Source organism: Mesorhizobium sp. P2_A12, from assembly GCF_056405075.1.
The window spans coordinates 40,916-54,937 of sequence record NZ_JBFUCU010000017.1; the positions used below are offsets into that span (position 1 = coordinate 40,916).

Consider the following 14,022-nt stretch of genomic DNA (forward strand, 5'->3'; position numbering starts at 1 on the left):
CGCTCGTGAGCCGGCGTTGCGTCGGAGGGCTTGCCGCGGGGCACTACGCGACGTTTTCGTTGACTTCATGGCCGAAAAACACGATAAGCCGCACAGGCCGCCGCTTTGGCGGCTTTTTTGATTTTCCGGTACCGGAGACGCATATAATGAGCGGTTCGGCGCTTTACGAGACCTTTGCTCGCGCACCCCTGGCCTTCGACCATGGGGAAGGCACTTGGCTGGTTACCGACAAGGGCGAGCGATATCTCGATTTCGCCGGCGGCATCGCCGTCAATTCGCTGGGTCACAGCCATCCGCACCTGGTCTCAGCACTGACCGAGCAAGCCGCGAAGCTCTGGCATGTTTCCAATCTCTACGAGATTCCGGGGCAAAGCCGGCTCGGCGAGCGGCTGGTGGACGCCACCTTCGCCGACAAGGTGTTCTTCACCAATTCCGGCGCCGAGGCGCTGGAATGCGCGATCAAGACGGCGCGGCGCTACCATTTCGTCAAGGGACATCCCGAACGCTTCCGCATCATCACCTTCGAGGGCGCCTTCCACGGCCGCACGCTGGCGACCATCGCGGCCGGCGGTCAGTTCAAGTACCTTGAAGGATTTGGACCCAAGGTCGAGGGCTTCGACCAGGTCGGCTTCGATGACATCGATGCGGCCGAAAAGGCGATCACGCCGGAGACCGCGGCGATCCTGATCGAGCCTGTACAGGGCGAGGGGGGCATCCGCCCGGTGCCGACGCAATCGCTGAAGCGGCTCAGGCAGTTGTGCGAACAGCACGGCCTGCTGCTGATCTACGACGAGGTGCAGTGCGGCATCGGCCGGACCGGCAAGCTGTTCGCGCATGAATGGTCCGGCGTCACGCCCGACATCATGGCGATCGCCAAGGGCATTGGCGGCGGCTTCCCGATGGGCGCCTGCCTTGCCACGGATGAGGCGGCCATTGGCATGACGTCCGGTGTGCATGGCACCACTTTCGGCGGCAACCCGCTGGCCATGGCGGTCGGCAACGCGGTGCTCGACGTGGTGCTGGAAGACGGCTTTCTGGAAGATGTCCAGCGTAAGGCGTTGCTGATGAAGCAGGGGCTGGCGGCGGTCGCCGACGAGTTTCCCGAGGTCATCGAGGACATCAGGGGCACCGGGCTGATGCTCGGTCTCAAGTGCGCCATGCCCAACACCAAGGTGAACATGGCATTGCGCGACCAGCACCTGCTGGCGGTTCCGGCCGGCGACAACGTCATTCGCCTGTTGCCGCCGCTCACTGTCACTGATGCCGAGATCCACGACGCGCTCAACCGCATCCGCGCCGGCGCCAAGGGCCTGGCGGAGGCGATCGCCGCCGCCGCCGCGAAGTAATCCCGGAACCATTGCTGATGTCAGTTCGCCATTTCACCGATCTTTCCGCCGTTTCCGAAGGCGATCTGCGCTTCATGCTTGATGATGCGGTGGTGCGAAAGGCTCGCCTCAAGGCCGGCGAGCGGACCAGGCCGCTCGAAGGCAAGGTGCTGGCGATGATCTTCGACAAGCCCTCGACGCGCACCCGCGTGTCCTTCGACGTCGGCATGCGCCAGCTCGGCGGCGAAACCATCATGCTGACCGGCACCGAGATGCAGCTCGGCCGCTCCGAGACCATTGCCGACACCGCCAAGGTGCTGTCGCGCTACGTCGACGCGATCATGATCCGCACCACCTCGCATGAGCGGCTGCTCGAACTGACCGAGAATGCCACCGTTCCGGTCATCAATGGACTGACCGACGACACCCATCCCTGCCAGCTGATGGCCGATATCATGACCTTCGAGGAGCATCGCGGTCCGGTTGCCGGCAAGACCATCGCCTGGACCGGCGACGGCAACAATGTGTTGCATTCGCTGCTCGAGGCCTCGGCGCGGTTCCGCTTCAACCTCAACGTCGCCGTGCCCGAAGGCAGCGAGCCGGAACAGAAGCATATCGACTGGTCGCAGGCGCATGGTGGCAAGCTGCACTTCACCCGCTCGCCCGAGGAAGCCGTCGACCAGGCCGACTGCGTCGTCACCGATTGTTGGGTGTCGATGGGCCAGGAGCATCGCGCCCGCGGCCACAACGTGTTCTCGCCCTACCAGGTCAATGCCAAGCTGATGGCGAAGGCCAAGCCGGAGGCGCTGTTCATGCACTGCCTGCCGGCGCACCGCGGCGAGGAAGTGACCGACGAGGTCATTGACGGGCCGCATTCGGTGGTCTTCGACGAGGCCGAGAACCGGCTCCATGCCCAGAAGGCCGTGCTCGCCTGGTGTCTCGGCGCTTGATCTCTGGGGGTGTGATGCCTATCTGCGCCGCATCACGCAAATCAAGCGCGTTTCGAAGCATGCGCCCTCCAGGGCGGCATGGCCGCGCCCTGGAGCATTGTCATGTTGGAAACCTATCAAGTGACTGAACATCACCCCAAACTCGGCGAATTCGGCTACGCCGGCGACGATCACGTCGTACCCTTCGAGGTCGGCCCGCTCGATGTGCGCGGCCGCACCGTCCAGCTCGGGCCGATGCTCGACGCCATCCTCAGCCGTCACGACTATCCCGAGCCGGTCGCCCGCCTGCTGGCGGAAGCCTGCGTGCTGACGGTGCTGCTCGGCACCTCGCTCAAATTCGAAGGCAAGTTCATCCTGCAGACCCGCACCGACGGGCCGGTCGACATGCTGGTGGCGGATTTTTCCACGCCCTCGGCACTGCGGGCCTATGCCCGCTTCGATGCAGACAGGCTGGAGGCGCTGGTCGCGGCCGGCGAAACGTCTCAGCAGACGCTGCTCGGCAGCGGCGTGCTGGCGCTGACCATCGACCAGGGTGCTCACACGCAGCGCTATCAGGGTATCGTCCAGCTCGATGGCGAAACGCTGGAAGACGCGGCCCGCACCTATTTCCGCCAGTCGGAGCAGATTCCGACCGATATCAGGCTTTCGGTGGCCAAGCTGCTGACGCCTGGCGTCGGCGGCGCTCGCGAGCAGTGGCGTGCCGGTGGCATCCTGGCGCAGTTCCTGCCGCAGTCGCCCGAGCGCATGCGCGTTCCGGACCTGCCGGGCGGCGATGGCGATCCGCGCGAGGAGATCCACGATCCGGCCGACAATTCCTGGCAGGAGCTGCTGGCATTGCTCGGCACCATCGAGCCGACCGAACTGATCGACCCGACGATCGGCGCCGAGCGGCTGCTGTACCGGCTGTTCCACGAGCATGGCGTGCGCGTCTTCGGCGGCGTACCGGTTGCCGACCAGTGCTCATGCTCGAGGGACAAGATCCGTGGCATCCTCGAGGGATTCTCGGCGCAGGAGATCAAGGACAGCACCGAAGACGGCGGCATCCACGTCGCCTGCGAATTCTGCTCGAAGCAATATGACTTCGATCCGGCGGAATTTGCGGCGGCCCAGTAGAGAACGCGCCTCACCGGCTGCTTGGCGGCCGGTGAGGCGAAGCTAATTCACCGTCCGCCGCGTCCCCGGCAGATCAAGCGAGAAGGCGGGGATGGCGATGTCGAACGTCTCGCCCCGCTTGTTGCGCATCGTATAGTGCCCGACCATGATGCCGGACGGTGTCGAAAGCGGGCAACCGGACGTGTATTGATAGCTGTCGCCGGGATTGAGTTCGGGCTGGTCGCCGACGACGCCGGGACCGCGCACCTCCTCGACCCTTCCGGTGCCGTCGGTGATGTGCCAATAGCGCGACAACAGCTGCACGAACTCATCCGACTGGTTGTCGATCGTTATCTGATAGCCCCAGACATAGCGGTTCTCCGACGGGTCTGAGCGGTCCTCCAGATAGAACGGCCTGACCTGCACTTCGATGTTGCGCGTCACGGCGCGGTACATAAGCGGCTCCAAAACAATCCAGGTCGAACTGTCCTCGCTCCGGGCGAGCAGGTCAACGTGCGCGTCTTGTCGCGCCCGGCCTGAAAGGCAGGTGCCGACAAAGAATGTCATTTAAGTGACACATGACAATGGTGGTGTGCACGAAGCGGGCGACTCGGCGCTCTGTCGAACTGTTGAAAACGGCCATCACGCGCGCCGTCTTTTCTGGAGTGGCCAGGTCTCGATGGAACTCACCCTCATAGCCGCCTCGCTTTCGATCGCTCTCATCCTTTCAAACCTCGCCAGCATCCTGCTCGCCGCTTCGCGTCTGAAGCGGCGCAGCACCATCGCGCCGCCAGCCGGCAAGCCGCTGCCGGTGTCGATTATCGTGCCGTCGCGTGGCGTCGAGCCGTTCACGCAGGAGACGCTGGAGCGCGCCCTCTCGCTCGACTGGCCGCGCTACGAACTGGTCTTCTGCGTCGCCCATGCCGACGATCCGGTGGTCAGGCTGATCCGTGCCGCCATCGCCCGTTCTCCCAAGGTGCCGGCGCGGCTGCTGATCGGCGACGACCGCATCAGCGCCAACCCGAAACTCAACAATTGCGTCAAGGGTTGGGAGGCAGCGCGCCACGATTGGGTTGTCCTGGCCGATTCCAACGTGTTGATGCCGAGAGACTACGTGCAGCACCTGATGGCTGCATGGCGGCCCGACACCGGCCTTGTCTGCTCGACGCCGATAGGCTCGCGGCCCGCTGGCTTCTGGGCCGAGGTCGAATGCGCTTTCCTCAACACGCTGCAAGCGCGCTGGCAATATGCTGGCGAGGCGCTTGGCCTCGGCTTTGCCCAGGGCAAGAGCATGCTCTGGAACAAGCCGATGCTCGACGCCAGTGGTGGCATCCGTGCGCTCGCCGCCGAGATCGCCGAGGACGCTGCCGCGACCAAGCTGGTCAATGGCCTTGGCCTGCGCGTCAATCTCGTCGCCGCGCCCTTCGAGCAACCGCTCGGCCGGCGCACCTTTGACGAGATCTGGTCGCGTCAGGCCCGTTGGGCGCGCCTGCGCCGCGTCACCTTCCCATGGTTTTTCGCACCCGAAATCCTGACCGGGGCAGTTGTGCCGCTGGCACTCGCGCTGTTGGCGGCGGCAAGCGCCGGCGTCAGCATCTGGGCAATCGCCATTGCCGTGCTGGCGGCCTTCTACCTTCCGGAATGCGCCCTGGCCTGGTCCAAGGGCTGGTACCTGTCGCCGCGCATGGTCGCGGCGATCATGTTGCGCGACCTGATCCTGCCGGCGATGTGGGCGCGCGGCTGGCTGGGTGGCGCCGTCGACTGGCGCGGCAACGCGATGACCATCGGCACCAAGGCAGCCGAGCTGGAAGAGACGCCGTCCGGCGCCTGATGGCCAAAGGCCTTTTACTTTGCCGACTTCAGCGCCTGTTCGATGTCTTCCAGAAGATCGTCGGTATCCTCCAGGCCGACCGACAGCCTGAGCGTGCCCGGCCCGATGCCGAGTTCGGCACGCGCCTCGTCGCTCAGATTCTTGTGCGTCGTCGTCGCCGGATGGGTGATCAGGCTCTTGGCATCGCCGAGATTGTTGGAGATCAGCACGATGTCGAGCGCGTTCTGCAAGGCGAAGGCCGCCTGCTTGCCGCCCTTGACGTCCAGGCAGATCAGCGTCGAGCCGCCCGACATCTGCTTCTTGACGATGGCCGCCTGTGGGTGGTCGGCACGGCCGGGATAGATGACGCGGGCGATTTCGGGCCGCTCGGCCAAGAAATCCGCGATCCTGCCTGCGCTTTCCGTCTGCTGGCGCACGCGCAGCGGCAGCGTCTCCAGCCCCTTCAGCAGCGTCCAGGCATTGAACGGCGACAGGCTGGGGCCAGTGTGGCGGAAATAGTCGTGCAGGTTCTCGTCGATCCACTTCTTGTCCGACAGGATGACGCCGCCGAGACAGCGGCCCTGGCCGTCAATATGCTTGGTCGCCGAGTAGACGACGATGTGCGCACCGAGCTGCAGCGGCTTCTGCTGCAGGGGCGTGGCAAAGACATTGTCGACGATCAGCCGCGCACCGATCGAATTGGCAAGCGCGGCAACCGCGGCTATGTCGACCACTTCCAGCGTCGGGTTGGTCGGGCTTTCCAGGAAGAACAGCTTGGTGTTCGGCTTGACCGCCTTTTCCCAGTTGGCGATGTCGGTGCCGTCGACCAGCGTCGCCTCGATGCCATATTTCGGCGCCAGCGTCTCGACCACCCAGCGGCAGGAGCCGAACAGCGCGCGTGCTGCCACGATATGATCGCCGGCCTTGGCGCTGCACAACAGCGAGGCCGTCACCGCGGCCATGCCGGATGCGGTGGCGCGCGCGTCCTCGGCGCCTTCGAGCGCGCACATGCGCTTTTCGAACATGTCGACGGTCGGGTTGGCGTAGCGCGAGTAGATGAATCCCGGCTCCTCGCCCTTGAAGCGGGCTTCGGCGGCCTGCGCCGTTTCGTAGACATAGCCCTGGGTCAGGTACATCGCTTCGGAGGTTTCGCCGAAACCGGAACGCAGGGTCCCGCTATGCACGAGTGTCGTTTGAGGCTTCCAGTTACGCTTCTTGGTGCTCATCGCTTTTGTTCCAGACACAAAAAAACCGGCCGCGAAAGTCGCAACCGGTCCATACGGCCTTGCGGCCCGACGGTCCTTTAGCGACTTGTTTAACGTGGCTGCAAGCCGACCGGCCAAATCACCACGGGATAACGACCCTTTAGACCCGCGCCACGCTTGCGTCAATTGCCGGCTTGATTAAGAGGTTTGTACCAGCGGCACAGGAGCTGAGCCTTGCGGCAGACAGGCATTCTTCCCGATCAGGACATTTCGGCGCTGTTCCAGTCCGGCGCGCTGAAGTCGCGGCGCGCGTTCGATGCCGACCAGATCCAGCCGGCGAGCCTTGATCTCAGACTCGGCGACAAGGCCTGGCGGGTGCGGGCCTCGTTCCTGCCGGGCCCCAACCACAAGGTTTCCGAAAAGCTCGATCGGCTGCAGCTGCACGAGATCAATCTTGCCGAGGGCGCGGTGCTGGAGACCGGCTGCGTCTATATCGTGCCCTTGCTTGAAAGCCTGGCATTGCCGGCGGACATTTCGGCCTCGGCCAATCCGAAGAGTTCGACCGGGCGGCTCGACATCTTCACCCGCGTCATGACCGATCGCGGCCACGAGTTCGACAAGATCGCCGCCGGCTATCACGGCCCACTCTATCTCGAGGTCAGCCCGCGCACCTTTCCGATCGTCGTGCGTACCGGTTCGCGTCTGTCCCAGATCCGTTTCCGCACCGGCAATGCACTGCTCTCGGAAGCCGAGCTGCATGACCTGCATCGCGCCGAGATGCTGGTCGCAACCGAGCCGCCGAACATTTCCGGCGGCGGCATCGCACTGTCGATAGATCTCAACGGCGATCAGAACGGCCTGGTCGGCTATCGGGGCAAGCATCACACCGGTCTCGTCGATGTCGACAAGCGCGCAGCACAAGAGGTGGTCGACTTCTGGGAGCCGATCCACAAGAGCGGCGCCGGCGAACTGGTGCTCGATCCCGATGAATTCTACATCCTCGTCAGCCAGGAAGCGGTGCATGTGCCGCCGCTCTACGCCGCCGAGATGACCCCGTTCGATCCGCTGGTCGGCGAGTTCCGCGTCCACTATGCCGGCTTCTTCGATCCGGGTTTCGGCCATTCGGCGTCGGGCGGCACCGGCAGTCGCGCAGTGCTCGAAGTGCGCAGCCACGAAGTGCCGTTCATCCTCGACCATGGCCAGATCGTCGGCCGGCTGGTCTACGAGCATATGCTGAAGCGGCCGCAGGCGCTCTACGGCACCGATCTCGGCTCCAACTACCAGGCGCAAGGCCTGAAGCTGTCCAAGCATTTCCGCCCAGCGCGCTGAACCCAATTCCCGTCGGGCAATACACTTGCCTGCGATGGCTCGTCATGCTTGGCTGGCTTTCTGGTCGCCAAGCTGGCGGCGTTCAAGGGGAACCAAGAAAATGCGGATTTCAAAATGGATCATATCGGCAGCAGGTGCTGCCGTGTTGCTGATGGCGGCCGGCTCTCTGTCGGCGCAGGCTGCTGAGAAACTGAAGATCGGCACCGAGGGTGCCTATCCGCCGTTCAACACCATCACCCCGGACGGCAAGGTCGTCGGCTTCGATATCGACATCGCCAATGCGCTGTGCGCGCAGATGAAGGTCGAGTGCGAGATCGTCACCCAGGACTGGGACGGCATCATCCCCGCCCTGCAGGCCAAGAAATTCGATGCCATCATCGCCTCGATGAGCATCACCGAGGAACGCAAGAAGCAGGTCTCCTTCACCAACAAATACTATACGACTCCGCTCGCGCTGGTGGCGCCGAAGGATACCGAACTCACCTCGACCGAACCGGCGGCCCTTGCCGGCAAGACGGTCGGCGCCCAGGCCTCGACCACGCAGGCCGACTATGCCCAGAATGTCTATGGCAAGGCTGGCGCGGAGGCGAAACTCTACCCGACCCAGGAAGAGGCGATCACCGATCTGACGAACGGCCGTCTCGATGCCGTCATCTCTGACAAATTCGTGCTGGTGGACTGGTTGAAGAAGGCAAGCGACGGCTGCTGCAAGCTGGTCGGCGACGTCAAGGGCACGGAGACCCAGGCCGGCATTGCCGTTCGCCTAGAAGACACCGCGCTGCGCGACAAGCTCAATGCGGCAATAGACGCCATCGTCGCCGACGGCACCTACAAGAAGATCCAGGCCAAGTACTTCGACTTCGATATTTATTGAGCTTCGAACGGCCGATCTCCCCCACTCGTGGGGGAGGTCGTGCTGTCAAAGCGCCTTCACCGCCACCTTCACCGGCTGCTCGATCTCGAGTGGGTTGCGCAGCGGCAGGCCAAAATCCTTGGCCTCGATCTCGAACACATCGCCGGCCTCGGTCTTGATGCCGTCGGCAAAGGACAGCGTCGCCGTTCCGAACATGTGCACATGCACGTCGCCCGGCTGGCGGAAGGCCGCATATTTGAAGTGGTGGTGTTCGAGATTGGCTATGGTGTGCGACATGTTCGCTTCGCCTGACAGGAACGGCTTTTCCCACAGCACCTCGTTGTCACGATAGATGCGCGAGCTGCCGCGGATGTCGGCGGGCAGGTCGCCGATCAGGATTTCCGGCCCGAACGCCGCGTTGCGCAGCTTGGAGTGGGCCAGGAACAGATAGTTCACGCGCTCGGTGACGTGGTCGGAAAACTCGTTCGACAGCGTGAAGCCGACACGGAACGGTGCGCCATCGTCGCCGATGACATAGATGCCGGCCACTTCCGGCTCTTCGCCGGCGTCCTTGGCGAAAGCGGGTGACAGCAGTGCTGCGCCTGGCGCCACCGCCATCGTGCCGTTGCCCTTGTAGAACCATTCCGGCTGCACGCCGATCTGGCCTTTCGCCGGCTTGCCGCCCTCCAGCCCCATGCGGAACATCTTCATCGAATCGGTCAGTTCCTCCTGGCCGTCGGTGCTGAGCTTCTTGTGCATGGAATCACGCGTCGCGGCCGATCCGAGATGTGTCAGTCCGGTGCCGGTCAGATGCAGGTGCGCCGGGTCGGGGTGGTTGATCGGCGACAGCAGCCGCCCCTTCTTGTAGGCGGCATCGAGATCGATTGTCTCGCCAAGCCCCTTGCGTTCGATCAGCGCGACGAGGCCGACGCCGGTCCGGGCGGCCTCCATCGCCAGCGAATAGACGCTGCGGGCGCCATTGATGATCCGGGTCTTGCCGCCGTTGCGGGCAACGACGCGGATGGTCTCGGCGTCATCGAGAATTTGGGAGATCAGCATGATGAATCCTCTCTCATTTGCCTTGGCAGGGGCTGCCGGAAAGGCAAACCTTGCCCAGCGCGGCCAGGACCTCGTCCATGCCACGGGTGAAATTCTCCATTCGGATTGCGCTCGCGAGCCTGGTCCCTCAGGGGGACTTCTTTTCGTGCCGCCGGGCAGCGCCGCGATGTGACCCGTATGCCTTCCTGTTTCCTCAGCCCTTGTTCTTGTTGTAGACGTCGAACACCACCGCGCCGAGCAGCACCAGGCCTTTCACCACCTGCTGCCAATCGACATTGACGCCCATGATCGACATGCCGTTGTTCATCACGCCCATGATGAAGCCGCCGACCACAGCGCCGATGACCTGGCCGACACCACCCATCGCCGAGGCGCCGCCGATGAACACCGCGGCGATGACGTCGAGCTCGCTGCCGAGGCCTGCCGCCGGCACCGCCTGCCCAAGGCGCGCCGCGATGATCAGGCCGCCAAGCGCTGACAGCACGCCCATATTGACGAACACCATTAGGGTCAGTCGCTCGGTCTTGATGCCCGATAGCTGTGCAGCCTTGGCATTGCCGCCCATTGCGTAGATGCGCCGGCCGATCGTCATGCGTTTGGTGACGAACACGAACAGTGCGATCAGCACGCCCATCACCATGAGAACGATCGGCAAGCCCCTGTAGCTGGCGAACTGGTAGACCAGGAACAGCGCCAGCGCGCTGGTCACCAGGGTCTTGATGACGAACAGTGTGAAAGGCTCGGCTTCGTAGCCGTGCTGCTCGCGCGTGCGCCGTGCCTTGAGCCCGAAATACGCATAGGCGAGCACGGCGACGACGCCGATCAGGATCGTCGTCATGTGCAGTGTCAGGCCGCTGCCGATGATGGTCTTGCCGGCGGCGTTCACCGTCGGCGGGATCAGCGTCAAGGGGCCGATCACGTCCGGAATGAAGCCGGAACTGAGCGCCTTGAAGCCATCTGGAAGCGGCCCCACGGAAGACCCGCCACCCAGCAGCGCCTGGCAGATGCCACGGAAGATCAGCATCCCGGCCAGCGTCACGATGAAGCTCGGTATTCGGTGATAGGCAATCCAGTAGCCTTGGGCCGCGCCGATGCCGCCGCCGATGATGAGGCAGATGATCGACACAACCAGCGGATTGCTGAGGGGGCCAAGCGGCCAGATGACCATCATCATTGCCGCCAGCGCGCCGATGAAGCCGGCGACGGAGCCGACGCTGAGGTCGATATGGCCCGAAACGATCACCAGAAGCATACCCAGCGCCATCACGATGATGAAGCTGTTCTGCTGCACCAGATTGCTCAGGTTCACCGGCTTGAAGAGCGTGCCGGACGTGGTGAACTGGAAGAACACCATGATGGCGATCAGCGCCAGGATCAGGCCGTATTCCCGCAGATTCGTGATCAGCGCCGAGACGGCCACACGCGGCCCCTGCTGCACATCTTCGGCGACGCCGCTTTTCGGCGCGGGAGCGCTTTCGGTGGTCATGATGCTTTTCCTTCTCCCCGAACGATGGCGCGCATGATCTTTTCCTGGCTGGCGTCGCTCGCCGCCATTTCGCCGACGATGCGGCCTTCGTTCATGACGTAGATGCGGTCGGTGATGCCGAGCAGTTCTGGCATCTCCGACGAGATGACGATGATCGCCTTACCCTCGGAGGCGAGGCGGGCGATGATGGTGTAGATTTCATACTTGGCGCCGACGTCGATGCCACGCGTCGGCTCGTCGAGAATCAGCACTTCCGGATTGGCGAACAGCCATTTCGACAGCACCACCTTCTGTTGATTGCCGCCCGACAGATTGCCGGTCATCTGATAGACGCTGGACGAGCGGATGTTGGTCTTGGCCTTGTAATCATTGGCGACGGCAAGTTCGCGCAGGTCGTCGATCACGGCGTGGCGCGACACGCCGGGCAGGTTGGCCAGCGTGATGTTGTGCTTGATGTGATCGATGAGATTGAGACCGTAGGTCTTGCGGTCCTCGGTGACGTAGGCAATGCCGTGTTCCACCGCCTTGCTCACCGACGAGACATCGATCGGCTTGCCCTTGAGCAGCACCTCGCCAGTGATGCGGCGGCCATAGGAGCGGCCGAACAGGCTCATCGCGAATTCGGTGCGTCCGGCGCCCATCAGCCCGGCGATACCCACCACCTCGCCCTTGCGGACATTGATATCGATGCCCTTGATCACTTGCCGCTCGGCATGGATCGGGTGATAGACCGACCAGTTCTTCACCTGGAGCACGACCTCGCCGATTTTGGGCTCGCGCGGCGGATAACGGTCGTCGAGCGAACGGCCGACCATCGAGGTGATGATGCGGTCCTCCGAGATGTCTTGCTTGGCAAGTGTTTCGATGGTCCGTCCGTCGCGGATGATGGTGACCTTGTCGGCGACCCGGTTCACCTCGTTGAGCTTGTGCGAGATCAGGATCGAGGTGATGCCTTGCCGCTTGAATTCAAGCAGCAGGTCGAGCAGTGCCTGGCTGTCTTTTTCGGACAAGCTGGCCGTCGGCTCGTCGAGGATCAGCAGCTGCACTTCCTTGCTGAGCGCCTTGGCAATCTCGACCAACTGCTGCTTGCCGACGCCGATATTGGTGATCAGCGTCTTGGGGTCCTCCTTGAGGCCCACCTTCTTCAGCAAGGCGCTGGTCCGTGTCTCGTTGGCATTCCAGTCGATGATGCCAAATCTGGCGTGTTCGTTGCCAAGGAAAATGTTTTCGGCGATCGACAGCATCGGCACCAGCGCAAGCTCCTGGTGGATGATGACGATGCCCTTGTGCTCGCTGTCGTGAATGCCCTTGAAATGGCATTCCTCGCCACGGTAGACGATCGCGCCATCATAGGTGCCGGACGCGTAGACGCCCGAGAGCACCTTCATCAGCGTCGACTTGCCGGCGCCGTTCTCGCCGACCACGGCATGGATCTCGCCTTCCTCGACGCTGAGGTTGACGTTCGACAGCGCCTTCACGCCGGGGAACGTCTTGGTGATGTCGCGCATCTCCAAAATCGTCGAGGCCATTGGGACTACCGCTCCCTGAGAGGTCGGCAAACACTGCCGGCGAGGTCGGTAACAATACCGGGCCCGCTGGTGAACGAAAAGGGGCCCTGCGTTGCGCAGGACCCCTGGATTTGCAACCGGATTACTTCAGCTCGTCGGCCTTGATGTAGCCGGAGTCGACCACCAGCGCCTGGTAGTTCGACTTGTCGACTTCATGCGGCGTCAAGAGGATCGAGGGAACGACCTTGACGTCGTTGTTGTAGGTCTTGGTGTCGAGGGCATCCGGCTTGCCACCCGAGAGCACCTTGTCGACGAGCTCAACGGTCGACTTGGCCAGTTCGCGGGTGTCCTTGAACACGGTCGAGTACTGTTCGCCCGAGATGATCAGCTTGACCGAGGCGGTCTCGGCGTCCTGACCGGTCACGATCGGCCAGGGCTGAGCGTCCGTGCCGTAGCCGACAGCGCGCAGCGATGCGGTGATACCACGCGACAGGCCGTCATAGGGCGACAGAACGCCATCGACGCGGCTGCCGTCCGAGTAGTTGGCCGAGAGCAGATTGTCCATGCGGGCCTGAGCGGTTGCCGCCAGCCAGCGCAGCGTGCCGACCTTGTCCATGCCGGTCTGGCCGGACTTGATCTTGATCGAGCCGTCGTCGATCAGTGGCTGCAGGACGGAAATCGCGCCATTGTAGAAGAAAAAGGCGTTGTTGTCGTCGGGCGAGCCGCCGAACAGTTCGACGTTCCACGGCTTGGTGTTCGGGAAACGCTCCTTGAGACCCTTGACCAGCGAATTCGCCTGGATGACGCCGACGCCGAAATTGTCGAAGGTCGTGTAGTAGTCGACATTGGCGGTCTTTTTGATCAGGCGGTCATAGGCGACGACGACGACGCCGGCGTCAGCGGCCTTCTGCAGCGCATCCGACAGGGTGGTGCCGTCGATCGAGGCGATGATCAGCGCCTTCGGGCCCTTGGTGATTTCATTTTCCAGCTGGCTGAGCTGGTTTGGAATGTCGTCCTGCGCATATTGCAGGTCGACGGTGTAGCCCAGAGCCTCGAGCTGGGACTTGACGGCGTCGCCGTCATTGATCCAGCGCTGCGAGGTCTTGGTGGGCATCAGCACGCCGACGAGGCCTTTGTCGGCTGCGTAGGCGGTGGCCGACATGGCCGCGATGCTGACCGCCAAGGCGGCAACTAACGTCTTGATGATTTTCACTTAACTCTCCCTGGTTGATGGACGCGGCACCCCGGGGGTCGCGGGCCGCGCAATCGTGCAGAAGCGCCAAGGCACTGCTGCCGTCATATCGATCTCCGGTATCCTCCCATGGCCCCGAGGCGCTGATTTCAATCGATACGATTTTTCTCGTCTGCGACCGTCACGTCTCGGAACGCGCGAAGGTTGTGATCC

At 63.2% G+C, this 14,022-nt stretch carries 12 protein-coding genes and 1 riboswitch; of the genes, 6 read left to right on the plus strand and 6 right to left on the minus strand.

The annotated features are described in order from the left end of the window. Positions 1-146 precede the first annotated feature (146 nt). From AC1DZU_RS27920 to AC1DZU_RS27930, 3 genes are all read left to right on the plus strand, one after another. Positions 147-1,346: an acetylornithine transaminase gene (locus tag AC1DZU_RS27920; RefSeq protein WP_477289840.1), complete on the plus strand. Its 1,200-nt coding sequence runs from the start codon at positions 147-149 to the stop codon at positions 1,344-1,346. A 17-nt stretch (positions 1,347-1,363) separates the two neighbouring features. Beyond that, positions 1,364-2,275: an ornithine carbamoyltransferase gene (argF, locus tag AC1DZU_RS27925; RefSeq protein ID WP_457152060.1), complete on the plus strand. Its 912-nt coding sequence runs from the start codon at positions 1,364-1,366 to the stop codon at positions 2,273-2,275. Positions 2,276-2,353: 78 nt separating this feature from the next. Next, positions 2,354-3,388, plus strand: coding sequence for an Hsp33 family molecular chaperone (locus AC1DZU_RS27930; protein WP_457152061.1), 1,035 nt, complete (start codon positions 2,354-2,356; stop codon positions 3,386-3,388). A gap of 42 nt (positions 3,389-3,430) precedes the next feature. On the opposite strand, the gene apaG is transcribed toward AC1DZU_RS27930, so the two are convergent. Further along, entirely contained in the window at positions 3,431-3,823 is a 393-nt protein-coding gene (gene apaG, locus AC1DZU_RS27935; RefSeq protein WP_095084266.1) for a Co2+/Mg2+ efflux protein ApaG, read from the minus strand. A gap of 223 nt (positions 3,824-4,046) precedes the next feature. Between apaG and AC1DZU_RS27940 the strand changes: the two genes are divergently transcribed. Further along, positions 4,047-5,198: a ceramide glucosyltransferase gene (locus tag AC1DZU_RS27940; RefSeq protein WP_477289841.1), complete on the plus strand. Its 1,152-nt coding sequence runs from the start codon at positions 4,047-4,049 to the stop codon at positions 5,196-5,198. Between the two features lie 14 nt (positions 5,199-5,212). Here AC1DZU_RS27940 and AC1DZU_RS27945 read toward each other — a convergent pair whose 3' ends face one another. Further along, positions 5,213-6,403: an O-succinylhomoserine sulfhydrylase gene (locus tag AC1DZU_RS27945; protein ID WP_477289842.1), complete on the minus strand. Its 1,191-nt coding sequence runs from the start codon at positions 6,401-6,403 to the stop codon at positions 5,213-5,215. Between the two features lie 57 nt (positions 6,404-6,460). After that, positions 6,461-6,538: riboswitch (SAM riboswitch) on the minus strand. A gap of 78 nt (positions 6,539-6,616) precedes the next feature. On the opposite strand from AC1DZU_RS27945, the gene AC1DZU_RS27950 reads away from it, so the two are divergent. Together AC1DZU_RS27950 and AC1DZU_RS27955 are read left to right on the plus strand one after the other, a co-directional pair. Then, positions 6,617-7,711 (plus strand): 2'-deoxycytidine 5'-triphosphate deaminase, encoded by a 1,095-nt coding sequence (locus AC1DZU_RS27950; RefSeq protein WP_477289843.1) that lies wholly within the window; start codon positions 6,617-6,619, stop codon positions 7,709-7,711. 100 nt (positions 7,712-7,811) lie between these two features. Continuing rightward, complete coding sequence (locus AC1DZU_RS27955) at positions 7,812-8,585, plus strand: ABC transporter substrate-binding protein (RefSeq protein ID WP_095084265.1); 774 nt, start codon at positions 7,812-7,814, stop codon at positions 8,583-8,585. Positions 8,586-8,630: 45 nt separating this feature from the next. On the opposite strand, the gene araD1 is transcribed toward AC1DZU_RS27955, so the two are convergent. The 4 genes from araD1 to chvE form a co-directional block, all read right to left on the minus strand. Then, a complete protein-coding gene (gene araD1 / locus AC1DZU_RS27960; protein ID WP_477289844.1) occupies positions 8,631-9,623 on the minus strand; it encodes an AraD1 family protein in 993 nt (330 codons plus the stop codon). 193 nt (positions 9,624-9,816) lie between these two features. Further along, the gene (gene mmsB, locus AC1DZU_RS27965) at positions 9,817-11,109 is read right to left on the minus strand and encodes a multiple monosaccharide ABC transporter permease (protein ID WP_095082262.1); all 1,293 of its coding nucleotides are present in this window, start codon (positions 11,107-11,109) and stop codon (positions 9,817-9,819) included. Beyond that, positions 11,106-12,638, minus strand: coding sequence for a multiple monosaccharide ABC transporter ATP-binding protein (gene mmsA / locus AC1DZU_RS27970; RefSeq protein WP_477289845.1), 1,533 nt, complete (start codon positions 12,636-12,638; stop codon positions 11,106-11,108). The genes mmsB and mmsA overlap by 4 nt, the downstream gene beginning before the upstream one ends. 121 nt (positions 12,639-12,759) lie before the next feature. Continuing rightward, a complete protein-coding gene (chvE, locus tag AC1DZU_RS27975; RefSeq protein WP_184877702.1) occupies positions 12,760-13,830 on the minus strand; it encodes a multiple monosaccharide ABC transporter substrate-binding protein in 1,071 nt (356 codons plus the stop codon). Positions 13,831-14,022 lie beyond the last annotated feature (192 nt).

What these genes read in the sequence shown, in the direction of transcription:
- AC1DZU_RS27920 (WP_477289840.1), top strand. Translation starts at nt 147, where the DNA reads ATGAGCGGTTCGGCGCTTTACGAGACCTTTGCTCGCGCACCCCTGGCC.
- argF (WP_457152060.1), top strand. Translation starts at nt 1,364, where the DNA reads ATGTCAGTTCGCCATTTCACCGATCTTTCCGCCGTTTCCGAAGGCGAT.
- AC1DZU_RS27930 (WP_457152061.1), top strand. Translation starts at nt 2,354, where the DNA reads ATGGCCGCGCCCTGGAGCATTGTCATGTTGGAAACCTATCAAGTGACT.
- apaG (WP_095084266.1), bottom strand. Translation starts at nt 3,823, where the DNA reads ATGTACCGCGCCGTGACGCGCAACATCGAAGTGCAGGTCAGGCCGTTC.
- AC1DZU_RS27940 (WP_477289841.1), top strand. Translation starts at nt 4,047, where the DNA reads ATGGAACTCACCCTCATAGCCGCCTCGCTTTCGATCGCTCTCATCCTT.
- AC1DZU_RS27945 (WP_477289842.1), bottom strand. Translation starts at nt 6,403, where the DNA reads ATGAGCACCAAGAAGCGTAACTGGAAGCCTCAAACGACACTCGTGCAT.
- AC1DZU_RS27955 (WP_095084265.1), top strand. Translation starts at nt 7,812, where the DNA reads ATGCGGATTTCAAAATGGATCATATCGGCAGCAGGTGCTGCCGTGTTG.
- araD1 (WP_477289844.1), bottom strand. Translation starts at nt 9,623, where the DNA reads ATGCTGATCTCCCAAATTCTCGATGACGCCGAGACCATCCGCGTCGTT.
- mmsB (WP_095082262.1), bottom strand. Translation starts at nt 11,109, where the DNA reads ATGACCACCGAAAGCGCTCCCGCGCCGAAAAGCGGCGTCGCCGAAGAT.
- mmsA (WP_477289845.1), bottom strand. Translation starts at nt 12,638, where the DNA reads ATGGCCTCGACGATTTTGGAGATGCGCGACATCACCAAGACGTTCCCC.